The 24,657-nt window shown below is 54.5% G+C and carries 20 protein-coding genes; 11 read left to right on the top strand and 9 right to left on the bottom strand.

The genetic code is table 11. The features are described from left to right. Nucleotides 1–18 precede the first annotated feature (18 nt). Complete coding sequence (locus tag NAZ64_RS14800) at nucleotides 19–1,614, top strand: ABC-F family ATPase (protein ID WP_000961434.1); 1,596 nt, start codon at nucleotides 19–21, stop codon at nucleotides 1,612–1,614. A gap of 121 nt (nucleotides 1,615–1,735) precedes the next feature. Here the strand turns inward: NAZ64_RS14800 and NAZ64_RS14805 are convergent, their stop codons facing one another. Beyond that, nucleotides 1,736–3,001 carry a DUF1479 domain-containing protein gene (locus tag NAZ64_RS14805; RefSeq protein ID WP_000210951.1) on the bottom strand — a complete coding sequence of 422 codons (1,266 nt, stop codon included), beginning with the start codon at nucleotides 2,999–3,001 and terminating at the stop codon, nucleotides 1,736–1,738. A 261-nt stretch (nucleotides 3,002–3,262) separates the two neighbouring features. Between NAZ64_RS14805 and NAZ64_RS14810 the strand changes: the two genes are divergently transcribed. Continuing rightward, entirely contained in the window at nucleotides 3,263–4,072 is an 810-nt protein-coding gene (locus NAZ64_RS14810; protein ID WP_483640974.1) for a Cof-type HAD-IIB family hydrolase, read from the top strand. A gap of 77 nt (nucleotides 4,073–4,149) precedes the next feature. Here NAZ64_RS14810 and NAZ64_RS14815 read toward each other — a convergent pair whose 3' ends face one another. The 4 genes from NAZ64_RS14815 to moeA all read right to left on the bottom strand — a co-directional run bounded on the left by NAZ64_RS14815 (nucleotide 4,150) and on the right by moeA (nucleotide 9,749). Further along, a complete protein-coding gene (locus tag NAZ64_RS14815; protein ID WP_000192667.1) occupies nucleotides 4,150–6,582 on the bottom strand; it encodes a glycyl radical protein in 2,433 nt (810 codons plus the stop codon). Between the two features lie 5 nt (nucleotides 6,583–6,587). Then, entirely contained in the window at nucleotides 6,588–7,487 is a 900-nt protein-coding gene (locus tag NAZ64_RS14820; RefSeq protein WP_000576951.1) for a glycyl-radical enzyme activating protein, read from the bottom strand. Nucleotides 7,488–7,764: 277 nt separating this feature from the next. Beyond that, nucleotides 7,765–8,514 carry a molybdopterin-synthase adenylyltransferase MoeB gene (moeB, locus tag NAZ64_RS14825; protein ID WP_000829280.1) on the bottom strand — a complete coding sequence of 250 codons (750 nt, stop codon included), beginning with the start codon at nucleotides 8,512–8,514 and terminating at the stop codon, nucleotides 7,765–7,767. After that, nucleotides 8,514–9,749, bottom strand: coding sequence for a molybdopterin molybdotransferase MoeA (moeA, locus tag NAZ64_RS14830; protein ID WP_000395792.1), 1,236 nt, complete (start codon nucleotides 9,747–9,749; stop codon nucleotides 8,514–8,516). Before moeA ends, moeB begins: the two co-directional genes overlap by 1 nt. A 203-nt stretch (nucleotides 9,750–9,952) precedes the next feature. Here moeA and iaaA point away from each other — a divergent pair, with 203 nt between their 5' ends. From iaaA to gsiD, 5 genes are read left to right on the top strand one after another with little or no spacing between them, the layout of a single operon-like run. Beyond that, nucleotides 9,953–10,894: a beta-aspartyl-peptidase gene (gene iaaA, locus NAZ64_RS14835; protein WP_001030503.1), complete on the top strand. Its 942-nt coding sequence runs from the start codon at nucleotides 9,953–9,955 to the stop codon at nucleotides 10,892–10,894. Nucleotides 10,895–10,904: 10 nt separating this feature from the next. Then, entirely contained in the window at nucleotides 10,905–12,776 is a 1,872-nt protein-coding gene (gene gsiA, locus NAZ64_RS14840; RefSeq protein ID WP_001120575.1) for a glutathione ABC transporter ATP-binding protein GsiA, read from the top strand. 32 nt (nucleotides 12,777–12,808) lie between these two features. Further along, nucleotides 12,809–14,347 (top strand): glutathione ABC transporter substrate-binding protein GsiB, encoded by a 1,539-nt coding sequence (gene gsiB, locus NAZ64_RS14845; RefSeq protein ID WP_483640975.1) that lies wholly within the window; start codon nucleotides 12,809–12,811, stop codon nucleotides 14,345–14,347. 60 nt (nucleotides 14,348–14,407) lie between these two features. Further along, a complete protein-coding gene (gene gsiC, locus NAZ64_RS14850) occupies nucleotides 14,408–15,328 on the top strand; it encodes a glutathione ABC transporter permease GsiC (protein ID WP_000936064.1) in 921 nt (306 codons plus the stop codon). Between the two features lie 2 nt (nucleotides 15,329–15,330). Next, nucleotides 15,331–16,242 (top strand): glutathione ABC transporter permease GsiD, encoded by a 912-nt coding sequence (gene gsiD, locus NAZ64_RS14855; protein WP_220569326.1) that lies wholly within the window; start codon nucleotides 15,331–15,333, stop codon nucleotides 16,240–16,242. A gap of 90 nt (nucleotides 16,243–16,332) precedes the next feature. On the opposite strand, the gene rimO is transcribed toward gsiD, so the two are convergent. Beyond that, nucleotides 16,333–17,658: a 30S ribosomal protein S12 methylthiotransferase RimO gene (rimO, locus tag NAZ64_RS14860; protein WP_000073317.1), complete on the bottom strand. Its 1,326-nt coding sequence runs from the start codon at nucleotides 17,656–17,658 to the stop codon at nucleotides 16,333–16,335. 230 nt (nucleotides 17,659–17,888) lie between these two features. Here rimO and bssR point away from each other — a divergent pair, with 230 nt between their 5' ends. Next, nucleotides 17,889–18,272 carry a biofilm formation regulator BssR gene (gene bssR / locus NAZ64_RS14865; RefSeq protein ID WP_000259651.1) on the top strand — a complete coding sequence of 128 codons (384 nt, stop codon included), beginning with the start codon at nucleotides 17,889–17,891 and terminating at the stop codon, nucleotides 18,270–18,272. 118 nt (nucleotides 18,273–18,390) lie between these two features. Continuing rightward, a complete protein-coding gene (locus NAZ64_RS14870) occupies nucleotides 18,391–19,512 on the top strand; it encodes a PQQ-dependent sugar dehydrogenase (RefSeq protein ID WP_220569324.1) in 1,122 nt (373 codons plus the stop codon). Here NAZ64_RS14870 and NAZ64_RS14875 read toward each other — a convergent pair. Beyond that, nucleotides 19,509–20,135, bottom strand: a complete 627-nt coding sequence (locus NAZ64_RS14875) for a glutathione S-transferase family protein (protein WP_131045217.1) — start codon at nucleotides 20,133–20,135, stop codon at nucleotides 19,509–19,511. The genes NAZ64_RS14870 and NAZ64_RS14875 overlap by 4 nt on opposite strands. A gap of 243 nt (nucleotides 20,136–20,378) precedes the next feature. Between NAZ64_RS14875 and dacC the strand changes: the two genes are divergently transcribed. Next, a complete protein-coding gene (gene dacC, locus NAZ64_RS14880; RefSeq protein ID WP_000195712.1) occupies nucleotides 20,379–21,581 on the top strand; it encodes a serine-type D-Ala-D-Ala carboxypeptidase in 1,203 nt (400 codons plus the stop codon). Between the two features lie 44 nt (nucleotides 21,582–21,625). On the opposite strand, the gene deoR is transcribed toward dacC, so the two are convergent. Beyond that, nucleotides 21,626–22,384 (bottom strand): DNA-binding transcriptional repressor DeoR, encoded by a 759-nt coding sequence (deoR, locus tag NAZ64_RS14885; RefSeq protein WP_000450103.1) that lies wholly within the window; start codon nucleotides 22,382–22,384, stop codon nucleotides 21,626–21,628. Nucleotides 22,385–22,455: 71 nt separating this feature from the next. Then, complete coding sequence (gene ybjG, locus NAZ64_RS14890; RefSeq protein ID WP_023198815.1) at nucleotides 22,456–23,064, bottom strand: undecaprenyl-diphosphate phosphatase; 609 nt, start codon at nucleotides 23,062–23,064, stop codon at nucleotides 22,456–22,458. A gap of 312 nt (nucleotides 23,065–23,376) precedes the next feature. Between ybjG and NAZ64_RS14895 the strand changes: the two genes are divergently transcribed. After that, on the top strand, nucleotides 23,377–24,609 hold the full coding sequence (locus tag NAZ64_RS14895; RefSeq protein WP_001181284.1) for an MFS transporter: 1,233 nt from the start codon (nucleotides 23,377–23,379) through the stop codon (nucleotides 24,607–24,609). The last annotated feature ends 48 nt before the right edge of the window (nucleotides 24,610–24,657 follow it).

The raw sequence follows: 24,657 nt of genomic DNA on the forward strand, positions 1-24,657 counted from the left end.
TTTTTTCAGGATAAGCCTGTGTTAGTTTCCAGCAACGTTACCATGCAGTTCGGCAGTAAGCCGCTGTTCGAAAACATTTCCGTCAAATTTGGCGGCGGCAACCGTTACGGCCTGATCGGCGCCAACGGTAGCGGAAAGTCCACTTTTATGAAAATCCTCGGCGGCGACCTGGAGCCGACGCTGGGCAATGTTTCCCTCGATCCGAATGAGCGCATCGGTAAGCTGCGTCAGGACCAGTTCGCTTTTGAAGCATTCACCGTACTTGATACTGTCATTATGGGGCATGGCGAATTGTGGGAAGTCAAGCAGGAGCGCGACCGTATCTACGCTTTGCCGGAAATGAGCGAAGAAGACGGCTATAAAGTCGCCGATCTGGAAGTAAAATACGGCGAGATGGACGGTTATTCCGCTGAGGCGCGTGCAGGCGAACTGCTGTTGGGGGTGGGCATCCCGCTGGAGCAGCATTACGGTCTGATGAGTGAAGTCGCGCCAGGCTGGAAATTGCGTGTGCTGCTGGCGCAGGCGTTATTCTCTAATCCGGACATCCTGTTGCTCGACGAACCGACCAACAACCTGGATATTGATACTATCCGTTGGCTGGAGCAGGTGCTGAACGAGCGCGATAGCACGATGATTATCATTTCGCACGACCGTCACTTCCTGAACATGGTTTGTACGCATATGGCGGATCTGGATTACGGCGACTTGCGCGTCTATCCGGGTAACTATGATGAGTATATGACGGCGGCGACTCAGGCGCGTGAACGTCTGTTGGCCGATAATGCGAAGAAAAAAGCGCAAATTGCCGAGCTGCAATCTTTTGTTAGCCGTTTTAGCGCCAATGCCTCTAAATCGCGTCAGGCAACGTCGCGCGCGCGGCAGATTGATAAAATCAAGCTGGAAGAGGTGAAAGCCTCCAGCCGTCAGAACCCGTTCATCCGTTTCGAGCAGGATAAAAAACTGTTCCGTAACGCTCTGGAAGTGGAAGCGCTGACGAAAGGTTTTGATAACGGTCCGCTGTTTAAAAATGTCAATTTGCTGCTCGAAGTCGGCGAGAAGCTGGCGGTACTCGGCACCAATGGCGTGGGTAAATCTACGCTGCTGAAGACGCTGGTTGGCGATCTGGACGCCGATCACGGCACCGTTAAATGGTCGGAAAACGCGCGTATTGGTTACTACGCGCAGGACCACGAATATGAATTCGAAAATGACCTGACGGTGTTTGAATGGATGAGTCAGTGGAAGCAGGAAGGCGACGACGAGCAGGCAGTGCGCAGTATTCTGGGCCGCCTGCTATTTAGCCAGGATGATATCAAAAAGCCTGCGAAAGTCCTTTCCGGTGGCGAGAAGGGCCGTATGCTTTTCGGCAAACTGATGATGCAAAAGCCGAATATCCTGATTATGGACGAACCGACTAACCACCTGGATATGGAGTCGATCGAATCGCTGAATATGGCGCTGGAGCTGTATCAGGGCACGCTGATCTTTGTTTCGCACGACCGTGAGTTCGTCAGCTCGCTGGCAACCCGCGTCATTGAAATTACGCCGGAGCGCGTGGTGGACTTCAGCGGCAACTACGACGATTATTTGCGTAGTAAAGGGATTGAAAGCTAAACACTGACGCCCGGTGGCGTTGTGCTTACCGGGCCTACGTATCCTGGCGCGTAGGTCCGGTAAGACGGGTGCGCCCAGACAAAGGGCGCACCGCAGTTAAGCGGGCAGGGCTGTACGACCATCAAACGTCCATACCTAATGCCCGTTTACCGTGAATATTCAGATCGCGCAGCGTGAAGCGCCCTTCCCAGGTGGTTTCATAGTCCTCGCGCGGGAAATCGCCCGGTGATGCGCCTGTCTCCAGCGCCGCTTTCACCTTACGCGCATAGGCCAGATTTTTCTCACACATTGGCGCGGCAGGAATGTACATCACATTGCCCCAGCCCTGCTGATTTTCTACGGGGGCGACGGAGTGGATGACATCGCAATGCCACCACACGGAATCCCCGGCTTCCAGCGGCGGAATGCTGGTTAACGCCGCCATCAGTAAAGGATGCCACTGTTCAGAAATCGGCAGCACCCGGCCCGGCGCGACGCCGCATAATTCATCTTCCGGGACATCATCCAGCAGCGGGCGCAGCAGAATATACGCCATCGCCTCCGGGATAGGGACGACATGAAGCAACCCCTGACCGGGCAGCATATCGGAGAGCGCAGTCCAGCCCTGGAAGGTGCGAAATACCGAACATTTGGTGGTGTTATCCACCGTATACTCTTCAACGTCGGTACGGTGCGCCGCATTCCACGGATCGTACTGCTCGACGTTGCCGTTAAACACGCTGGCGAATACCTGCTGATAGGCTGGTAGCAGCCAGCGTTCCAGCGCGCCGGAGTCGGTATGCGCTCCCAGTCCTTTGGATGTGGTGCCTGGCGGGCGGCGACGGATGCGATCCGGATAAATGATGCTGATATCCGGATTAAACCATCGCTTGCCGTCGTGCTCTACCTGCCACAGACGGTTGAGGAACGACTGCGCCAGCGCCATCTCTTCACTTTGGCGGGCCTGCATTTGCGCCTGCGACCAGTAGACAGGATAGATTTCAGGCCGGGAGGCGCTCAGCGTACCGAAAAAATTATCCCCCGGTCCTTTATACACCTCGTCAAAATGGTTCTTGTCCAGATAGTCGAGCATCGACTGGTCCCACGCCAGCGCCTGTTCGCGTGGAAAATGACCTTTAATCACCGCGCACCCACGGCGCTTAACCTCGGCGCGGGTGGCATCGCTAATGTTGCCCATCGCCAGTTCGCTAAAAGGGATAATTGGCCATACCGGCTGTCCCTGCGCTTTCAGATCGTTAATTTCCGCCACCCGGGCTGCTATGGTGGCGCTCAAACGGTCGAACACCGCCTGTACGTCGCCGATTTGCGCGCGTAGCGCCTGCTTCATCTGACGAATGGCCGCTTTTGGGTCGGCGGGCAGCGTTTCGTGGGTAAAAGGAGTCGTCATATCAACTTCACCGTATTTCGTTCGAAAGTAAAATTAGTTACATGTGATACTTTAAGTTAAAATAAGGTTAATGCAAGTTTAAAATATTGCAGGGGAACACAAAGAGGGAAGCGAGAGGAAAACGTAAGGTGGCCAGGACGCCTTAATGTCTTATGCGGCTATTCCTTTCGTTCAGCCACTTTTCATTCGAAATAAATTTGTGGTTCTGCTCACATTGTTATTAAAATGTTTCTGGTCGCAGTTACAGCCAGGAGCTTAAGTATGACCGTTAACGTTGTCGTTACCGATATGGACGGCACTTTTCTCGACGATGCCAAGCAGTACGATCGTGTACGCTTCATGGCGCAATACCAGGAACTGAAAAAACGTAATATCGAATTTGTGGTCGCTAGCGGTAATCAGTACTACCAGTTGATCTCCTTCTTCCCCGAGCTGAAAGACGAAATTTCCTTCGTCGCAGAAAATGGCGCGCTGGTGTATGAACATGGCAAACAGTTGTTTCACGGGGAGCTAACCTGGCATGAATCGCGTATTGTGATTGGCGAACTGCTGAAGGATAAGCAGCTTAACTTCGTCGCCTGTGGTCTGAAAAGCGCTTATGTCAGCAAAAACGCTCCCGAGGCTTTCGTGGCGCTGATGGCCAAACATTATCACCGCCTGCAGCCGGTAAACGATTATCACGACATTGACGATATCCTGTTTAAGTTCTCCCTGAATTTGCCCGATGAACAAATTCCGCTGGTTATCGACAAACTGCACGTATCTCTGGATGGCATCATGAAGCCCGTCACCAGCGGCTTCGGTTTTATCGACCTGATTATCCCGGGACTGCATAAAGCGAATGGCATCAGTCGTCTGTTAAAGCGCTGGAACAGGTCGCCACAGAATGTCGTCGCCATTGGCGACAGCGGTAATGATGCGGAAATGTTGAAAATGGCGCATTACTCTTTTGCCATGGGCAATGCTGCAGACAATATCAAAGCGCTTTCACGCTATCACACTGATGATAATAACCATCAAGGCGCGCTCAACGTCATTCAGGCCGTGCTTGACGGCACCGATCCCTTCTGATTAACAGGCCTGCGCAGGCCTGTTAAGCGTAGCGCCATCAGGCAATTCGGACATATTGCCGATGGCGCCAGGGCAAATTACAGCATATGTTCGGTACGGGCGATGATATCGTCCTGCGCATCCGGCGACAGCGCGGTGAAGAAGGCGGAGTAGCCTGCCACACGCACGACCAGATCGCGGTACTGGTCCGGATGTTTTTTCGCATCCAGCAGCGTTTCGCGTGACACGATGTTGTACTGAATATGCCAGCCTTTATGCACCTCAAAGAACGTCCGTAGCAGAACCATCAGTTTCTGTTTGTCGGATTCGTTTTCCAGCGTCGTTGGGTTCAGTTTCTGGTTGAGCAGCACGCCGCCGAGAATGGAACCGGTAGGTAATTTGCCTACGGAACCAATCACCGCCGTCGGGCCGAGATGATCCGTACCTGATGCAGGGCTTGCGCCTTCCGCCAGCGGTGTATGCGCTTTGCGACCGTCCGGGGTAGCCATGGTCGCGGCGCCAAATGGCACGTTTGCTGAGATAGAGGACGTACCGGCATAATAGTTGCCGCCGACAGGGCCACGACCATAGCGCGGGTTATGATATTGCTTCAGCTCATCAATATAGGTCTGATAAGCGCGCGCCAGCAGGGTATCGACACTGTCATCGTCGTTGCCGTACTTCGGCGCGCCGTTAATCAGACGCTGGCGCAACTGCTCGTGAGTCAGACCGTCGAAGTCATCGGCCAGCGCGGCGGCAAGCTGCTGTTGACCGATAACGCCCTGTTCGAAGACCAGTTTTTTCACGGCGGCGAGGCTGTTGCCCAGGTTGGCGATACCGACCTGAAGACCGGATACCCAGTCATATTTCGCGCCGCCTTGCTTGATACTCTTCGCGCGTTCAATACAGTCGTCTACCAGCGCTGAGCAGAGAATATCGTGGACGTTCTCTTCCAGCATGGTGTCGACCACATACTCAATTTCGATCGATTTGCGCGTGTAGTAGCGAATTTGGGTATCCCAGGCGGCCATCACTTCGTCAAAATTGTTAAAGTTGCCTGCGGAGAGCGCCTTTTCCTGCGGCAGAAATACCTTGCCGCTGGTGGCGTCGCGACCGCCTTCCAGCGCCGCCAGCATGACGCGGGCGAAGTTAATAAAGCTCATGCCGGTGCAGCGATAACCCCATTTCCCGCCGACGGCGGTTTCGATACAGCCGATCGCCGCGTAATCGTAAGCGTCCTGCGGTTCGATCCCCAACTTGATAAATTCCGGGATGACGATTTCATCATTGTTAAACGCCGGCATCCCAAAGCCGCAGCGGATGACCTGGACGCAGGCGTCAAGGAAATCGTTACTCATTCCGGCGTGATAACGCACACTGAGGTTGGGCTGGGTAGAACGCAAACGTCCGCAGGACTCCAGAATGGCGTAAGACAGCGGATTCACTGCGTCCACTGGCTGACCGTTGATGAGATTCTGACCGCCAATGGTGACGTTTTGATACAGCGGGCTGCCCGCGGAAGCTTTAGAGTGCGAACCGGAGCGGATCTTGTTGACTTCCAGCAGTTTCAGCCAGCAGCTGTGCAGCAGTTCAATGGCGTGCTCACGATCCAGCGTCTGGTTTAGTTCGACATCGCGACGATAATAGGGGTAAAGATACTGGTCCATACGACCAAATGACACCGAGTGACCGTTAGACTCAATTTGTAGAATCAGTTGGATGAAGTAGCACAATTGCAGTGCTTGCCAGAAGGTCTGCGGCGGTTGGTGGGCGATCACCTCGCAGTTTTCGGCGATGGTAAGTAGCTCTTTACGACGGCTTTCACGGGACTCTTCGCCCGCCATCTGGCGCGCCAGCGCGGCAAAGCGCGTGATATGCTGGCTTACCGCGTCGAGCACAATATCAATCGCCTTCAGGAACTGCTCGCCATGCAGATCTTCCAGCACGGTCAGGTTGATGCGTGAGCGGCGCTCGGCGACTTTATCGCGCAGGCCATCAAGCCCTTTTTCCAGCAGCAGCGGGAAGTTCACCGCCAGGTGCGCGTCACCGGAGGTCATATTGCCTTCGGCTTTGATAATGCCAGTCGCCAGAAGCCCTTTTTGTTCATCGGTAAACATGCCGTAGCAGCGATCCTGGACGGTTTGACCGCGCCACCACGGACAGACGTCGTGCAGAATACGTTTGTTTTCTTCACTTACGGAAAAACCTGCGCCGGGCCGGTCTGCCAGGTCGTCGATCTCTTTTTCAATCCACGAGACGGTATATTCCGGGAAAATCGGCGCGGCGCGGACTTCACTTGCCTGGTTGCCGACGATCAGTTCATCGTGTTTTATCCAGATAGTGCGTTCCGCCAGGTGATGGGCCAGCGCCAGCGCACGGCGTACCGGAATCGGTTTATCCAGATGCTGCTGATACATTTCGGTATAATGCTGCGCGCGCTCGGTACAGACCGGCGGTTTCACGATATGTACCAGCGCGGTTTTGTGCGCCTTAATGCGGTCACTGAGCGTGTCCAGTTTCAGTTGGGTCATGATAATTATCCTCGTAGGGTCGCGGTTAAACCTTTTTGGCAGGCGTACTTCTGGGCAAAATCAAGTAACGCCGGCGCATCCAGTGGTTTATCCGGGGCATGATAGGGCTGACTGAGTAAGTGGTATTTATTGATGCCCAGCGTGTGGTAGGGCAGAAAATGAATTTCCCCGACGTGCAGTTCGTCGGCGGCAAAGTCGGTAATGGCTTTAATGGCCTCCTCATCGGCATTAAATCCCTGAATCAGCGGGACGCGAATCACCATTTTTTTGCCCGCGGCGGCGAGTTTCCTGAGATTTTCCAGCACCCGCGAGGCGCTGCCATCGGTCCACTGCTTAAACGGCCCGTCGGCGACATGTTTCAAATCAGCCAGAAACAGATCGATATAAGGCAGTGAGGGCACAATGTATTTCCATGGGACATGCAGACAGGTCTCAACCGCCGTATGAATACCGGCGTCATGGCTGGCTTTAAACAGCTCTGCCGCCAGTTCCGGCTGCATAAACGGTTCGCCGCCGGAAAGCGTAAGACCGCCGCCGCTGCGATCGTAAAAAGGTTTATCGCGCAGTACCGTCGCCATGATCTCATCGACGCTTTTTATTTCGCCGCACACGGTTAACGCTTGTGTGGGGCAGCAATGCGCCAGGATGGAAAAATGGGCGTCGGTCAGTTTCTCGCGATGGATGAGCAGGCCGTTTAGCGCGCGCTCAATGACGTCCGGCGCGGCTTGCGCGCACAGGTCGCATCCTTCGAGACACAGCCGCGCGTCGTATAACAGATCCTGAGCGCGGGCGCGGCTTTCCGGGTTCTGGCACCAGCGACAGCCCAACGAACAGCCTTTGAGAAATACTACGGTACGGATACCGGGGCCATCGTGGGTAGAATAGCGCTGAATATTGAAGATCATAAACGGCCTCTCTTATTTCATATAAAGATTAAATTACTTTCGAATGAAAGCTGTCTTGATGTGCGTCAACGAATGGAGAGGTTCTGACAAAGAGGCGTTAAATGAGGTACAACATCACGGTTTGAGGCTGTGATATGGCGTTTAAGATGATGCCGCGCTGCTTGAGCCGATCGTCAGTCGGAGCTTGGGTAAGCTGGCTTTGCGTCTGATGACAGTAATTATCTGTTGATACAGCACGGCCATAAACCGTGCTTTGGTATGTTTATCCGTAAAGTGGCTACTGTCCGCAGACTTCACAGCCGGGGTTGCGCATTAACTTCATTTCGCGGAATTGACAGGTCATCGCATCGTACATGACGATTTTTCCGCTGGCAGGCTGACCGTAATGCGCCAGCAGCTTAATGGCCTCCATTGCCTGTAGCGAACCGATCACGCCAATCAGCGGCGCCATCACCCCTGCCTCTACGCAGGTCAGAGCGTTTTCGCCAAACAGACGGCTCAGGCAGCGGTAACAGGGTTCGTTTTCCCGATACGTAAAGACGGTAACTTGTCCTTCCATACGAATTGCCGCGCCGGAGATTAGCGGCACTTTCGCGGTATAGCACCCGGCGTTAAGTTGATTACGTACGCTAACGTTATCAGTACAGTCCAGTACCAGCGAATGCCCGGCAATCAGGCTGGTCATAGCGTCGTCGTCCAGCCGCGCGTTAACGGGCGTAATGGTAATATGCGGGTTGATTCGCGCCAGCGCGTCGCGGGCGGACTCAACCTTTGGCTGCCCGACCGTGGCGTCGCTGTGCAAGGTTTGACGCTGGAGATTGGAAACGGAAACGGTATCAAAATCGAGTAGCGTCAGTTGCCCGACGCCAGCGCCGGCCAGATACTGCGTTGCCGCGCAGCCGAGTCCGCCCAGCCCGACCACTAATACCCGCGCATCTTTTAACGCTTCCTGCCCTTCAAAATCGAAGCCGCGCAGAATAATTTGTCGATTATAGCGCAGCATCTCCTGGTCGCTAAGTTCCGCCATTACAGGCCTCCGAACAGAGCATTAAACGGCTCGACTTCCACCCATTCTCCCGGCTCAACATTGCCGCGTTCACGCTCCAGCACAATAAAGCAGTTGCCCAGACTAAACGAGCTGAAAATATGTGAGCCCTGGTGTCCGGTGGTCGTGACCTCCAGTTCGCCGTTGGCGCTACGTTGCAGGATGCCGCGCTGGAAATCGAGACGCCCCGGCGTTTTCTTCAGGCGAGATGTTGTGCGTACACGCTGGCGCGGCGGTACAGCGCTTGCCGTGTTGCCGCCAAGCTTCGCCAGTAAAGGCTGAACCAGTTGATAAAACGTGAGCGCCGCAGAGACTGGATTCCCCGGCAGGCCACAGAACCAGCTATTACTGAGTTTGCCGAAGGCAAACGGTTTGCCTGGCTTGATAGCCAGCTTCCAGAAGGCGATTTCGCCCAGCTCCTCAAGGATGGTTTTGGTATAGTCCGCTTCACCAACCGAGACGCCGCCGGAGCTTATCACTACATCGGCCTGGCTGTCGGCGTCGATAAATGCGGCGCGAAGCTTACCGGGATCGTCAGGAATAATGCCTAAATTGATCACTTCGCAGCCAAGCTGTTGCAGCATCAAATGTATAGTTAGACGGTTAGTGTCATAAATTTGTCCCGCCTCCAGCGGTTGGCCCGGAAGCTGGAGCTCGTCGCCGGTCGAGAACAGCGCTACGCGCACTTTACGTACAACCTGCGCATCGGCAATTCCCAGCGACGCCAGCACTGGCAGTTCGGCAGTAGTCAGGCGCGTACCGGCCGGAAAGACCACCGCATCCTGGCGAATATCCTCGCCGCGGCGGCGGATGTTTTGTCCGCAACGAACATCGGCGGTAAAACGCACGCCGTCATCGGTTTGTTCCGTCTGCTCTTGCATGACTACCGCCTCGCAACCTGCCGGTACCGGGGCGCCGGTCATAATGCGAATGCAGGTTCCCGCAGGCCACTCTCCCTGGTAGGGCTGACCGGCAAATGCTTTGCCGGCGACGGGCAGCGGCTTATCGGCGGACAAATCCGCCACGCGTACCGCATAACCATCCATAGCTGAATTATCAAAGCCGGGGACATCGAGGGGAGAAACGATATCGGTCGCCAGGATGCGGCCAAAGCAGTTCACCAGCGGCAACGTTTCTACGGCGGTGAGCGGGGTAATACGTGAAAGCATCTGGGTCAGCGCCGTTTCAAGCGGCATCAATCCGGCGGAAAATTCCATGAACATACTCCTGCGAGGCAAAATCGAATCCGGCTATTATGTCAGAAAACAGTGGCGGGCAGTATGCTACCTCGGTCTTAGAGACGGCCTTGCGCCTTTACATACCTTACGCATCTTTCTATATTCAAAAATCGAATGAATAACTCACAACAATTCTGATAGTTATAGTAAAAGTTGTGTGCCACCGTTAATGGACCCTAAAAATGAATAAAGCAGTGATTGCGATTCACGGCGGCGCAGGCGCGATTGCTCGCGCGCAAATGAGCCATGAGCAGGAGCTACGCTATATCCAGGCGCTGTCAGAGATTGTCGAAAGCGGGCAAAAGATGCTGGAAGCGGGTGACAGCGCGCTTGATGTAGTGACGGAAGCGGTGCGCCTGCTGGAAGCGTGTCCGCTCTTCAATGCGGGTATCGGCGCGGTCTATACCCGAGACGGAACTCATGAACTGGATGCCTGCGTGATGGACGGCAATACCCTGAAAGCCGGAGCCGTCGCGGGCGTGAGTCATGTTCGCCATCCTGTGCTCGCCGCCAGACTGGTGATGGAGCGCAGCCCGCATGTACTCATGGTGGGGGAAGGGGCGGAAAACTTTGCCTTTTCACAGGGGATGGCGCGCGTTTCGCCGGATATCTTTTCCACCCCGGCGCGTTACGAGCAATTACTGGCCGCGCGTGCGGCGGGCGAAATGGCGCTCGATCACAGCGGCGCGCCGCTGGACGAAACGAAAAAAATGGGTACAGTCGGCGCGGTGGCGCGGGATAAATTCGGCAATCTGGCGGCGGCAACGTCTACCGGCGGGATGACCAATAAATTGCCCGGGCGCGTCGGCGACAGCCCGCTGGTCGGCGCCGGGTGTTATGCCAACAACGCCAGCGTCGCCGTTTCCTGTACCGGAACGGGAGAGGTCTTTATTCGCACGCTCGCGGCTTACGATATCGCCGCATTGATGGAATATGGCGGACTCAGCCTTGCCGACGCCTGTGAGCGCGTGGTGATGGAAAAATTACCGGCGCTGGGCGGCAGCGGTGGATTAATCGCTGTTGATCACGAAGGTAATGTCGCGTTGCCGTTTAACAGCGAAGGGATGTATCGCGCCTGGGGATATGCCGGGGATACGCCTACCACAGGAATTTACCGGGAATAAGGAGCCGCAGGTGCCGCACAGCGATGAACTGGATAGCCGCGATGTTCTGTCCGTCAGTGGCCTGAATATCGCGTTTCACCACGAAGGGCAACAGATAGACGCCGTGCGTAATGTGTCATTACGCCTGAAGCGTGGAGAGACTCTGGCGATTGTCGGCGAGTCGGGATCGGGAAAATCGGTGACGGCGCTGGCGTTAATGCGGCTGATTGAGCAGTCGGGCGCGAACGTGCGCTGCGGCGAAATGCTGTTGCGTCGGCGTAATCGCCAGGTGATTGAGCTGTCTGAGCAGAGTGACGCGCAGATGCGGCGTGTGCGCGGCGCGGATATCGCCATGATTTTCCAGGAGCCAATGACCTCGCTCAACCCGGTATTTACCGTCGGCGAGCAAATTGCCGAATCTATTCGTTTGCATCAGGGTGCCAGCCACGAAGAGGCGCTGGCGGAAGCGAAACGTATGCTCGATCAGGTACGGATCCCGGAGTCGCAGGCGATTTTATCGCGTTATCCGCATCAGCTTTCCGGCGGGATGCGCCAGCGAGTCATGATCGCGATGGCGCTATCCTGCCGTCCGGCGGTATTGATTGCCGATGAACCCACCACGGCGCTGGATGTCACTATCCAGGCGCAAATTCTGCAACTTATCAAAGTGTTGCAGCAAGAGATGTCGATGGGTGTGATTTTTATCACCCACGACATGGGCGTCGTGGCGGATATTGCCGATCGCGTGCTGGTGATGTATCAGGGCGAGGCCGTGGAAACCGGCAGCGTAGAGCAGATTTTCCATGCGCCGACGCATCCTTATACCCAAACGTTACTGGCCGCCGTCCCTCAGCTTGGCGCGATGCGCGGCCACTCGCTGCCACGCCGTTTCCCGTTGATTTCCGCTGACGAACCAGCCCTTTATGAATCGCAGATTGAGCAAGACACGGTGGTGGAAGGCGAGCCTATTCTCCAGGTTCGGGGACTGGTGACGCGATTCCCGCTGCGTAGCGGTCTCTTTAATCGCGTTACGCGTGAAGTTCATGCCGTTGAGAATATCAGTTTCGATCTCTGGCCCGGCGAAACGCTATCGCTGGTGGGCGAGTCCGGTAGCGGAAAATCGACGACCGGACGCGCGCTGCTGCGGTTGGTTGAATCCCGGCAGGGGGAGATTATCTTTAACGGCCAGCGCATTGACACGCTGTCTGCGGGTAAACTCCAGCCGTTGCGCCGCGATATTCAGTGTATTTTCCAGGACCCTTACGCCTCGCTCGACCCGCGCCAGACCGTGGGGTATTCCATTATGGAACCTTTACGGATTCATGGTCTGGGGCAGGGGGACGCTGCGGCAAAGCGCGTGGCCTGGTTGCTTGAGCGTGTCGGATTACGTCCTGAACATGCCTGGCGTTATCCGCACGAGTTTTCCGGCGGTCAACGTCAGCGCATCTGCATTGCTCGCGCGCTGGCATTGAATCCTAAAGTGATTATTGCTGATGAGGCGGTCTCCGCGCTGGATGTTTCCGTTCGCGGGCAGATCATTAATTTACTGCTCGATTTACAACGGGAAATGGGGATCGCCTACCTGTTTATTTCGCATGATATGGCGGTCGTGGAGCGAATTAGCCATCGCGTGGCGGTGATGTATCTTGGTCAAATTGTTGAGATGGGGCCGCGGCGCGCCGTTTTTGAAAATCCGCAGCATCCTTATACGCGTAAATTGATGGCGGCGGTGCCGGTTGCCGATCCCTCCAGACACCGGCCGCGGCGCGTTCTGCTATCAGATGATATACCCAGCAATATTCATAAACGTGGCGAAGAGACGCCCGCCGTTTCATTACAGTTGGTCGGGCCGGGACATTATGTTGCGCGGCCGCTGCAGGATAATGCGCTCTCGCGCTTATAACATTCAGACAGGCAGGGTTTCAGGAGAACAACATGACGCAATTTATTACGCATAAATGGCTGGCGGCGCTGGGACTGGCCTCATCCATTGCGGCTTTTCCGGCCCTGGCGGCCAAAGATGTGGTGGTGGCGGTAGGGTCTAATTTCACCACGCTCGATCCGTATGACGCCAACGATACGCTCTCGCAGGCGGTGGCGAAGTCATTTTATCAGGGGCTGTTTGGCCTGGATAAAGACATGAAGGTAAAAAACGTCCTGGCGAAAGGCTATACCGTTTCTGATGACGGTCTGACCTACACCATTACCCTACGACAGGGGGGGAAATTTCAGGACGGCGCGGATTTTGATGCGGCGGCGGTGAAAGCGAATCTCGATCGCGCCAGCAATCCGGATAACCACCTCAAGCGTTATAACCTGTATAAAAATATCGCAAAAACGGAGGTTGTCGATCCGGCAACGGTAAAAATTACCCTGAAACAGCCGTTCTCCGCTTTCATTAATATTCTGGCGCACCCGGCGACGGCGATGATCTCGCCGCAAGCGCTGGAAAAATATGGCAAGGATATTGGTTTTCATCCGGTCGGTACCGGTCCATACCAGCTTGAAACCTGGAATCAGACCGACTTTGTCAAAGTGAAAAAGTTCGCCGGTTACTGGCAGCAGGGCTTACCCAAGCTGGATTCTATTACCTGGCGTCCGGTTACTGACAACAATACCCGCGCGGCGATGCTGCAAACCGGCGAAGCGCAATTTGCTTTTCCTATCCCTTATGAGCAGGCCGCGTTACTGGCGAAAAATAAAAACCTCGAACTGGTCGCCAGCCCGTCCATTATGCAGCGTTATATCAGTATGAATGTGACGCAGAAGCCGTTTGATAATCCTAAGGTGCGTGAGGCGTTGAATTACGCTATCAATCGTCAGGCGCTGGTTAAAGTGGCGTTTGCCGGATACGCCACGCCGGCGACGGGCGTGGTGCCGCCGTCGATAGCCTATGCGCAAAGCTATCAGCCGTGGCCCTATGATCCGGCTAAAGCGCGCGAACTGTTGAAAGAGGCGGGGTATCCAGACGGTTTCAGTACCACGCTGTGGTCATCGCACAACCATAGCACCGCGCAAAAAGTGTTGCAGTTTACCCAACAGCAACTGGCGCAGATTGGCATTAAAGCCCGGATAACCGCGATGGACGCCGGCCAGCGCGCCGCGGAAGTTGAGGGCAAAGGGCAAAAAGAGAGCGGCGTGCGAATGTTCTATACCGGCTGGTCGGCGTCGACGGGCGAAGCTGACTGGGCGTTATCGCCGCTCTTCGCATCACAAAACTGGCCGCCGACGCAGTTTAATACCGCTTTTTACAGCAACAAGCAGGTCGACAGCGATTTGGCGGCGGCCTTAAAGACCAACGATCCGCAGGAGAAAACACGATTATACAAAGAGGCGCAGGATATTATCTGGAAAGAGTCGCCCTGGATACCGTTGGTGGTGGAGAAATTGGTTTCTGCGCACAGTAAAAATTTGACCGGTTTCTGGATTATGCCGGATACCGGTTTCAGCTTTGACGATGCGGATTTGAAGTAAGTAATGCGATGGGGCTGGATGGCGCGCGCGTTGTCCGCCATCCGGTAAAAGGTTCGTGTGATGCTTAACTATGTTCTCAAGCGCCTGCTGGGATTAATTCCTACGCTGTTGATTGTGGCAGTGCTGGTGTTTTTATTTGTTCATTTGTTGCCCGGCGACCCGGCGCGGCTGATAGCCGGACCGGAGGCCGACGCGCAGGTGATCGCGCTGGTTCGTCAGCAGCTGGGGCTTGATCAGCCGCTTCATGTCCAGTTTTGGCATTACATCACCCATGTTTTACAAGGCGATTTCGGTACGTCAATGGTTTCCCGCCGCCCGGTTTCTGAGGAGATCGCCAGCCGCTTTTTGCCGACGCTGTGGCTGACGATAACCAGTATGATATGGGCGGTGCTGTTTGGCATGGCGATCGGCATCGCCGCCGCCGTGTGGCGTAATCGCTGGCCTGACCGGTTAGGAATGACGCTTGCCGTGACCGGCATTTCTTTCCCGGCTTTTGCGCTGGGAATGTTGTTAATGCAGATTTTTTCCGTGGATCTGGGCTGGCTACCGACCGTGGGGGCGGATAGCTGGCAACATTATATTTTACCCTCCCTGACGCTTGGCGCGGCGGTGGCATCCGTCATGGCGCGTTTTACGCGCTCCTCGTTTGTCGATGTCCTGAGCGAGGATTACATGAGGACCGCGCGGGCGAAAGGCGTCAGTGAAACGTGGGTGGTGTTAAAACATGGCCTGCGCAATGCAATGATCCCGGTCGTCACCATGATGGGACTGCAATTTGGCTTTCTGCTTGGCGGATCGATCGTCGTCGAAAAAGTGTTTAACTGGCCGGGGCTTGGGCGATTACTGGTCGACTCCGTCGACATGCGCGACTACCCCGTGATTCAGGCGGAAGTGCTGCTGTTTTCTCTGGAATTTATTCTTATCAACTTAGTGGTGGATGTCCTCTATGCCGCCATTAATCCGGCTATCAGGTATAAGTAAGGATGCGATTATTTAACTGGCGCCGTCAGGCGATTTTACATGCTATGCCGGTGGTAAAACCCGACCAGATACGCACGCCGTGGCGGGAGTTCTGGCGTCGTTTTCGCCGCCAGCATGTCGCGTTGGTCGCCGGGGGATTCGTACTGGCGTTAATTCTGGTGGCGATTTTTGCCCGTTGGCTGACGCCCTACGATGCGGAAAACTATTTTGACTACGATAGCCTGAACAATGGCCCCTCTTTGCAGCACTGGTTTGGCGTTGACTCGCTGGGAAGAGACATCTTTAGCCGGGTTCTCGTTGGGGCGCAGATCTCACTGGCGGCGGGCGTGTTCGCGGTATTTATCGGCGCGATAATCGGCACGGTGTTGGGATTGCTGGCGGGATATTATGAAGGCTGGTGGGATCGTTTCATTATGCGCATTTGCGATGTGCTGTTCGCCTTCCCCGGCATTTTGCTGGCGATTGCCGTTGTGGCGGTGTTAGGCAGCGGTATTGCTAACGTGATTGTTGCGGTGGCGATTTTCTCTATTCCGGCGTTTGCACGTCTGGTGCGCGGAAATACCCTGGTCTTAAAACAGCAGACGTTTATTGAGTCTGCCCGCAGTATCGGCGCCAGCGACACGACGATTTTGTTTAGCCATATCTTGCCGGGAACGGTCTCGTCAATTGTGGTTTTCTTTACGATGCGTATCGGTACGTCAATTATTTCCGCGGCAAGCCTGTCATTTCTCGGATTAGGCGCGCAGCCGCCAACGCCGGAGTGGGGAGCGATGCTCAATGAAGCGCGGGCGGATATGGTCATCGCGCCGCACGTAGCGCTCTTCCCGACGGTGGCGATTTTCCTGACTGTGCTGGCGTTTAACCTGTTAGGCGACGGGTTGCGCGATGCGCTGGACCCGAAGATTAAGGGGTAAGCCAGCCCGGTGGCGTTGACGCCTGGCGGGCCTGGAACGGGCTCGCCAGGTGGGGTAACACATCCGGCACCCGCGCCGGGGGAGGTGGCGTTAAACCCGACTGCCCCACAAATCATATTCGTCGGCGTTTTCCACTTTCACGCGCACGATATCGCCCGGCTTGACGTTGGTTTCGCCGTTCAAATAGACCGCGCCGTCAATTTCCGGCGCATCCGCCATGCTACGTCCGATAGCGCCTTCTTCGTCAACCTCATCGACGATCACCAGAATTTCGCGGCCCACTTTTTCCTGCAAGCGCTCAGCGGAGATTTGCTGTTGCAGTTGCATAAAGCGGTTCCAGCGCTCTTCTTTCACCTCTTCCGGCACCTGATCCGGCAGCTCATTCGCGCCTGCGCCTTCCACCGGGCTGTACTTGAAGCAGCCTACACGATCGAGGCGCGCCTCTTTCAGGAAGTCGAGCAGCATCTGGAAGTCTTCTTCCGTTTCGCCGGGGAAGCCGACAATAAAGGTGGAGCGTAAGGTCAGTTCCGGGCAGATTTCGCGCCACTGCTTAATGCGCGCCAGCTGGCGGTCAACGGAACCGGGACGTTTCATCAGTTTAAGAATCCGCGGGCTGGCATGTTGCAGCGGAATGTCCAGATAAGGCAGGATTTTGCCTTCCGCCATTAGCGGAATCACATCATCAACGTGTGGGTAGGGGTAGACGTAGTGCAGACGTGTCCAGACGCCCAGTTTTGATAACTGCTCGCACAGGCTCACCATACTGGTTTTCACCGGTTCGCCATTATGGAATCCGGTGCGGTGCTTCACATCTACGCCGTAGGCGGAGGTATCTTGCGAAATCACCAGAATCTCTTTGACCCCGGCATCAACCAGACGTTTCGCTTCGCTTAATACGTCGCCAATCGGACGGCTGACCAGATCCCCGCGCATCGACGGAATGATGCAGAACGTGCAGCGGTGATTACAGCCTTCAGAAATTTTCAGATACGCATAATGGCGCGGCGTCAGTTTTACACCCTGTTCCGGTACGAGGCTTAAAAATGGATTGTGCTTCGGCTTCGGTACGTAATGATGTACGTGCTGCAGAACTTGCTCATAGCTATGCGGCCCGGTGATTTCCAGTACTTTCGGATGCACTTCGCGGATCTGATCTTCTTTTGCGCCCAGGCAGCCGGTGACGATTACCTTACCGTTTTCGTTCAGCGCTTCGCCAATGGCTTCCAGCGACTCTTGTACCGCGCTGTCAATAAAGCCACAGGTATTAACGATAACCATATCCGCATCGTCATAGCGTGGCACAACGTCATAGCCTTCGGTACGCAGCTCAGTCAGGATGCGTTCCGAATCAACGAGGTTTTTCGGACAGCCCAGGGAAACGAAGCCGATCTTTGGCTGGTGGGTTACATTACTCATAGCTTAAAAAATGTTCATTTATTGGAGTGGTCAGGGCAGGGATTCTACAGATATCCGAACAAAAATTGTATCGCAATCTCATCGGGAGCGGCGGCATCAACCGTTGTGGTTATCAGCAAAAGGTGAAAAAGGGCAATTCTAAGAAAATTCTTGATCTCTGACACCCCTTTGTCTAAAAAACGACCATACTATTAAGTTGAACCCTGGTAGAAAAGAGGAGGAAAAAAGGTATGGTCGTTGACAGACTGAGAACCGATCTTCTCAACAAGCTGATAAACGCGCGTATCGATCTTGCCGCTTATCTGCAATTGCGAAAAGCGAAGGGGTATATGTCAGTCAGCGAAAGTGACACTCTGCGTGACAATTTTTTTGAACTGAATCGCGAGCTCCACGATCACGCTTTACGGCAGGGACTGCATCTCGATCAGGAAGAGTGGAACGCGCTGCGTCGTGCCGAAGGCGCGCTTGCAGCCGCCGCCGTTTGTTTAATGAGCGGACACCATGATTGTCCGACCTTTATTGCCGTCAACGCAGATAAACTTGAAAACTGTCTGACAACTTTGACTCTGAGTATTCAGAGTCTGAAAGCACATTCACCACTTACACAGGTCTGAATAAGGGGGAGGCGACTCCCCCTTTTTACCGGACCGCGCCGCTTAATGTTTTGTAAAAATAAACCCGACCTCTTGCGATGCTGACTACGCTTTAACGCAGAGCCCTGAAGGAGGCGGTATGCGTCGAATACTTCTCGCGATAGTTTCATTCTCTCTTTTCTCTTCATGGGCGAACGCCAATCTTGCGCCGGTGAACGTTGAGGTGCTGCAAACCCGACTCGATCACCCGTGGTCGCTGGCTTTTTTGCCGGATAACCGTGGGATGCTCATTACCCTGAAAGGGGGACAACTGCGCCACTGGCAGGTGGGACGGGGACTTTCCGAACCGCTGGCTGGCGTACCGAAAGTGTGGGCAAACGGGCAGGGAGGTTTGCTGGACGTCGTGCTGGCGCCTGACTTTGCCCAGTCGCGCCGCGTCTGGCTGAGCTATGCTGAAGCTGACCGCGAAGGAAACGCCGGTACGGCAGTCGGTTTTGGACGGCTGAGCGACGATCTTCAGCGTCTGGAGCATTTTCGTACCGTGTTTCGCCAGATGCCTAAGCTGTCTACCGGCAACCATTTCGGCGGACGTATGGTATTCGATGCGCAAGGATCTCTTTTTATTGCCCTGGGTGAAAATAACCAGCGCGCTACCGCGCAGGATTTGGATAAATTACAGGGTAAGCTGGTGCGCCTGACCGGGCAGGGCGAAATTCCGCCGGATAATCCGTTTGTGCATCAGGCGGGCGCGCGTCCGGAAATCTGGTCTTACGGTATTCGTAATCCGCAGGGGCTGGCCATCAATCCCTGGAGCGGCGCGCTATGGCTGCATGAACACGGTCCGCGCGGCGGCGATGAAATTAACATCCCGGAAAAAGGCAAAAATTATGGCTGGCCGCTGGCCACATGGGGCGTCAACTATAGTGGTCTGAAAGTGCCGGAAGCCAAAGGTGAAATTGTCGAGGGAACGGAGCAACCGGTTTACTACTGGAAGGATTCTCCGGCGATCAGCGGGATGGCTTTTTATGCCAGCGACGTTTTTGCGCCGTGGCGGCACAAACTGTTTATCGGCGCGCTAAAAGATAAAGAGGTCATTGTGATGCGCGTCGATGGCAATACGGTGACGGAAGAAGGCCGTATTCTGGGTGACAGAAAGCAGCGTATTCGGGATGTGCGTGTCGGACCTGACGGCTACTTATATGTGTTAACCGATGAGTCCGACGGGCAGTTACTCAAGGTAAGTCCTGCAGCCACGCGTTAGGTCACCGGGATCATCACCACTTTGCGAAAAGCAGGGCGCTCGGTAAGCTGTTGATACCAGCGTTCCAGATTCGGGCGCGGCGTCCATTTCAGACCCACGTTCAGCAGGTTATAGACGAAAGGCGCAATAGCGATATCGCCGGTGCCAAAGTTATCCCCGGAGAACCACGGCTGGTGGGCCAGCGCATCATCAAGCAGCGCAAACAGGCTGTCACACTTTTCGATACCGGCTTCAATTGCCGCCCGATCGCGTTTTTCCGGCGGGGTTCTGACCAGTCCCATCAGGATCACGCGGTGCGCCGGGCTTAACGTCTGATTCGCCCAGTCCATCCATTTTTCGCCCTCCGCACGCCGCGCCGGATTATCAACCCATAGCCGGTTCTGGCCGTATTGCGCCGCCAGATAGCGGACAATGGCATTGGATTCCCACAATAACAGGTCGGTTTCATCATCTTTAAGCAGCGGCACCAGCCCATTAGGATTCATCGCCAGATAGTCGGCATCCTGGTTAACGCCGAATTTTCCGCCTGCCAGAATTTGATCGTATGGCAGTTCCAGCTCTTCAAGCGTCCACAACACTTTTTTAACATTAGTCGAGTTGTTCCGGCCCCACAGCGTAATCATATTAACCCCTTCCGTTTTATCAGGATGATGACAGTAATCGGCCTACCGTGAGATAAACCTAACATTTACACAATGGTCTGTAAAAAAATCGTTATGAAGGAAGCGTAACGGGATGTTATTGCATAAACTTTAAAAACTTTACCAAGTTACGGTTTCTTTAACGTCGTGAGTGCGTTATTACTCACCGCACTTATTACACGGTGGTGTGACGTGTGTTTTTGGAATGGATACTCGGGTGGTACTATGACGCAATACGCTTCTTCCCTTCGTAGCCTCGCGGCAGGTTCGGTTCTCTTATTCCTTTTCGCTTCGCCTGTAAAGGCAGAGGAACAAACGATCGCGCCGCCGGGCGTTGATGCGCGAGCCTGGATCTTAATGGATTACGCCAGCGGTAAAGTACTGGCGGAAGGCAACGCCGATGAGAAACTCGACCCTGCCAGTTTGACAAAAATTATGACCAGCTACGTGGTGGGCCAGGCGCTGAAGGCAGGGAAAATCAAGCTGACCGATATGGTGACGGTGGGCAAAGATGCCTGGGCGACGGGGAACCCGGCGCTACGTGGGTCGTCGGTGATGTTTCTGAAGCCAGGCGATCAGGTGTCGGTTGCGGATCTTAATAAAGGCATCATCATTCAGTCAGGTAATGATGCCTGTATCGCGCTTGCCGACTACGTCGCCGGAAGCCAGGAGTCCTTTATCGGCCTGATGAACGCCTATGCGAAACGACTGGGGTTAACCAATACAACCTTCCAGACGGTACACGGTCTTGATGCGCCAGGGCAGTTCAGTACCGCTCGCGATATGGCGTTGCTCGGCAAGGCCTTGATTCACGATGTGCCTGACGAATACGCCATTCATAAAGAGAAAGAATTTACTTTTAATAATATTCGTCAACCGAACCGCAACCGCCTGTTGTGGAGCACCAATCTGCATGTCGACGGCATGAAAACGGGGACAACGGCAGGGGCTGGATATAACCTTGTCGCCTCCGCCACCCAGGGCGATATGCGCCTGATCTCTGTCGTGCTGGGGGCGAAAACGGACCGTATTCGTTTTAATGAGTCAGAAAAACTGCTGACCTGGGGTTTCCGCTTCTTTGAAACGGTCACACCGATTAAACCTGACGCGACATTCGTGACGCAACGGGTCTGGTTTGGCGATAAGCGTGAGGTCAATTTGGGGGCGGGCGATGCGGGGTCTGTGACGATTCCGCGTGGGCAGCTTAAAAACCTGAAGGCCAGCTTTACGTTGAACGAACCACAGCTCACGGCGCCGTTGAAGAAAGGGCAGGTTGTCGGCACCATCGATTTCCAGCTTAACGGAAAATCCATTGAGCAACGCCCGTTAATGGTGATGGAAAACGTCGAGGAGGGGGGATTTTTCAGCCGGATGTGGGATTTTGTGCTGATGAAACTCCATCAGTGGTTTGGCAGTTGGTTCTCGTAAAATAACTCCGTTGCCGGGTGCGCGTCGCATCCGGCAACCTGCGGTTAATACATCAGAGTAATTTGTTGCGCTTTAGCGTAGGCCACAAAGGCCTCATCGGGACGGCGGTCGCTGATAATCGTATCAAAGCGTGATAATTCCCCCATCCGCGCCGGACGTACCTTGCCGAATTTACTGTGATCCACCACCAGTACATGGCACTGTGCCATCGTCATGGCCCAATGTTTTACCGGCAGCTCTTCCAGATTAAAGCAGGTAGCGCCTTTACTGGTATGAACGCCGGCGGCGGAATAAAACGCGATATCCGGACAAATATTGTTTAAGGTTTCATGGAAATCAAGCGGTTTGAAAATGGCGTTGCTGGCGTGAAACTCCCCGCCGCTGAGAATGGCGCGGCAATGTGGTTTGTCCTGCAGCGCCAGAAAGGTATTAAGTGAATAGCACACCGCCGTAAAGGGAAGGTCATTATCAATGGCTTCAATGATCCACGGCGTGGTGGTGCCACAGTCAATAAATACCGTCTGATGCGCTTGTACCAGGCCCGCAGCCAACTGAGCGGCTCGGCGTTTTTCTTCCACCAGACGAGATTTTTGATCGCTTAACAGATAATGACTGGCGCTGCGGGGCTCCAGTACGATATAGCCGCCCAGCAACACGACAGGCGCGCTTTTATGGTTCAGGTCGCGACGAATGGTCATTTCAGAGACGCCCAACAGGGTCGCGGCTTCTTTAAGATGAAGTTTATCGCTGCGTTTTAAGGCCTGCAGCAATTGACCAATACGCTCGTCGCGTCGCGTTTCCATAGTTCCCCTGGAGAGTTAAATAAGCGCTCCGCACCATACAGAGCGCTTAATATTACTCTTTTTTTCGCTGTTTAGTCACGTACCCAGCCTTTTCGAATGGGCAACGCGAAACAGAAACGGTAACAACGTTGCAGTGCCTGGTAGAGCGGCACGCCGTACCATTGCCAGATCAATTGCGCGCTCAGGCAGCCAAGCATCGCTACCAGCAGCGCGCCAATCATATCTAACGGCCAGTGTACGCCGAGATAGACGCGCGACCAGGCGATGGTAATAGCTATCGCCATCATCACGATGCCTGACCAGAGGCGGTGCCAGAACAAAAACGCCAGCGCAAAGGTAAAAATCACCGTACCGTGATCGCTGGGGAAAGAGTCATCGGCGGCATGATGCAGGAAGTTATAGCCGATATGATCGACAAACGGACGGTCGTGCGGGAAAAGGTGTCCCATTGTCCAGGAGACCGCCAGACTGATAATCAGCGCGATGCCGATTTTAACGATCAGCTGACGCTGGGCGCAGACCCGATCGCGGGGACCCCACAGCCAGAGTACAACGGCTAAGAGCGGGACGATGTTGATGACATCTTTGGCGATAAAGATAGCGAGCGAAATCGTCCACTGCGCGGAATCAGGCGTGGCGTTAATAAAATAAAACAGCGAGTTGTTAAGGTTTTCCAGCATAACATCCAGGCTCGGAACAATGAAATCAAAAGGGATAGCCAGCTCATCCCCGTGCAAACTGAGCATAAATGCAGCGTAACAGAGAGGAAAAGCAGTATTGTCTTATTTGGCGGCAACATGAAGAGATTTAAGACAATGGCATAAAATAACGTTGATGATAACGGCGCAAACTTAAATTAACCTTAAAGTATGCAAGCGCTAAGCGGCTTTCTGTAAAAATGTGCGCTATTTCCCTTGCAGCCTCATAATTCGCTATCTCAGTTCCCCGACTTTCATTACACTCTGCGCGGTTTTTATTGGCGAAGAGATGGTATGCAGAATCGTTTACAATCAGGCGGCAGGCTGGGACGTCAGGCGCTGCTTTTTCCTCTCTGTCTGGTGCTGTACGAGTTTTCTACTTATATTGGCAACGACATGATCCAGCCGGGTATGCTGGCGGTGGTTGAGCAGTATCAGGCGGGCCTGGACTGGGTTCCGACGTCCATGACCGCTTATCTGGCGGGCGGTATGTTCTTACAGTGGCTGCTTGGCCCGTTGTCTGACCGGATTGGCCGTCGTCCCGTGATGCTGGCGGGCGTCGTGTGGTTTATTGTCACCTGCCTGGCGACGTTACTGGCGAAAAACATCGAACAATTTACATTCCTGCGTTTTTTGCAAGGGATTAGCCTGTGTTTTATCGGCGCTGTAGGGTATGCCGCGATTCAGGAATCCTTTGAGGAAGCGGTGTGTATAAAAATTACCGCGCTGATGGCGAACGTGGCGTTAATCGCGCCGCTACTGGGACCACTGGTTGGGGCGGCATGGGTGCATGTTCTGCCGTGGGAGGGGATGTTTATTTTATTTGCCGCACTGGCCGCTATCGCCTTTTTCGGGCTACAGCGCGCAATGCCGGAGACCGCCACGCGGCGGGGCGAAACGCTGTCATTTAAGGCGCTGGGCCGGGATTATCGGCTGGTGATAAAAAACCGGCGATTCGTCGCAGGGGCGTTAGCGCTGGGATTTGTCAGCCTGCCGCTGTTGGCCTGGATTGCGCAGTCGCCGATTATCATCATTAGCGGCGAACAGCTCAGCAGCTATGAATATGGTCTGCTGCAGGTGCCCGTTTTTGGCGCGCTCATTGCCGGTAATCTGGTGTTAGCGCGTTTAACCTCCCGACGTACGGTTCGCTCGCTGATCGTGATGGGCGGCTGGCCTATCGTCGCGGGGCTGATCATCGCCGCGGCGGCGACGGTGGTTTCATCCCATGCTTATTTATGGATGACGGCGGGATTAAGCGTATACGCTTTTGGCATTGGGCTGGCGAATGCCGGACTGGTGCGTCTGACGCTCTTTTCCAGCGATATGAGTAAAGGAACGGTCTCGGCGGCGATGGGAATGCTACAAATGCTGATTTTTACCGTTGGCATTGAAGTCAGTAAACACGCCTGGTTAAGCGGCGGCAATGGGCTATTTAGCCTGTTTAATCTGGCAAACGGTATTCTTTGGCTACTGCTGATGCTGGTCTTCTTAAAAGATAAGCGGACGGGGAATTTGCAAACAGTCTGAGAGAGCGGCTACGCCTGATAAGCTTTCTGTTATCAGGCATAGAGAGGC

It is taken from the genome of Salmonella sp. A1325, from assembly GCF_056991255.1.

Coding starts and splice junctions, on each gene's coding strand:
- NAZ64_RS14805 (WP_000210951.1), bottom strand. CDS start 3,001: ATGACGACTCCTTTTACCCACGAAACGCTGCCCGCCGACCCAAAAGCG.
- NAZ64_RS14810 (WP_483640974.1), top strand. CDS start 3,263: ATGACCGTTAACGTTGTCGTTACCGATATGGACGGCACTTTTCTCGAC.
- NAZ64_RS14815 (WP_000192667.1), bottom strand. CDS start 6,582: ATGACCCAACTGAAACTGGACACGCTCAGTGACCGCATTAAGGCGCAC.
- NAZ64_RS14820 (WP_000576951.1), bottom strand. CDS start 7,487: ATGATCTTCAATATTCAGCGCTATTCTACCCACGATGGCCCCGGTATC.
- moeB (WP_000829280.1), bottom strand. CDS start 8,514: ATGGCGGAACTTAGCGACCAGGAGATGCTGCGCTATAATCGACAAATT.
- moeA (WP_000395792.1), bottom strand. CDS start 9,749: ATGGAATTTTCCGCCGGATTGATGCCGCTTGAAACGGCGCTGACCCAG.
- iaaA (WP_001030503.1), top strand. CDS start 9,953: ATGAATAAAGCAGTGATTGCGATTCACGGCGGCGCAGGCGCGATTGCT.
- gsiB (WP_483640975.1), top strand. CDS start 12,809: ATGACGCAATTTATTACGCATAAATGGCTGGCGGCGCTGGGACTGGCC.
- gsiC (WP_000936064.1), top strand. CDS start 14,408: ATGCTTAACTATGTTCTCAAGCGCCTGCTGGGATTAATTCCTACGCTG.
- gsiD (WP_220569326.1), top strand. CDS start 15,331: ATGCGATTATTTAACTGGCGCCGTCAGGCGATTTTACATGCTATGCCG.
- rimO (WP_000073317.1), bottom strand. CDS start 17,658: ATGAGTAATGTAACCCACCAGCCAAAGATCGGCTTCGTTTCCCTGGGC.
- bssR (WP_000259651.1), top strand. CDS start 17,889: ATGGTCGTTGACAGACTGAGAACCGATCTTCTCAACAAGCTGATAAAC.
- NAZ64_RS14870 (WP_220569324.1), top strand. CDS start 18,391: ATGCGTCGAATACTTCTCGCGATAGTTTCATTCTCTCTTTTCTCTTCA.
- NAZ64_RS14875 (WP_131045217.1), bottom strand. CDS start 20,135: ATGATTACGCTGTGGGGCCGGAACAACTCGACTAATGTTAAAAAAGTG.
- dacC (WP_000195712.1), top strand. CDS start 20,379: ATGACGCAATACGCTTCTTCCCTTCGTAGCCTCGCGGCAGGTTCGGTT.
- deoR (WP_000450103.1), bottom strand. CDS start 22,384: ATGGAAACGCGACGCGACGAGCGTATTGGTCAATTGCTGCAGGCCTTA.
- ybjG (WP_023198815.1), bottom strand. CDS start 23,064: ATGCTGGAAAACCTTAACAACTCGCTGTTTTATTTTATTAACGCCACG.
- NAZ64_RS14895 (WP_001181284.1), top strand. CDS start 23,377: ATGCAGAATCGTTTACAATCAGGCGGCAGGCTGGGACGTCAGGCGCTG.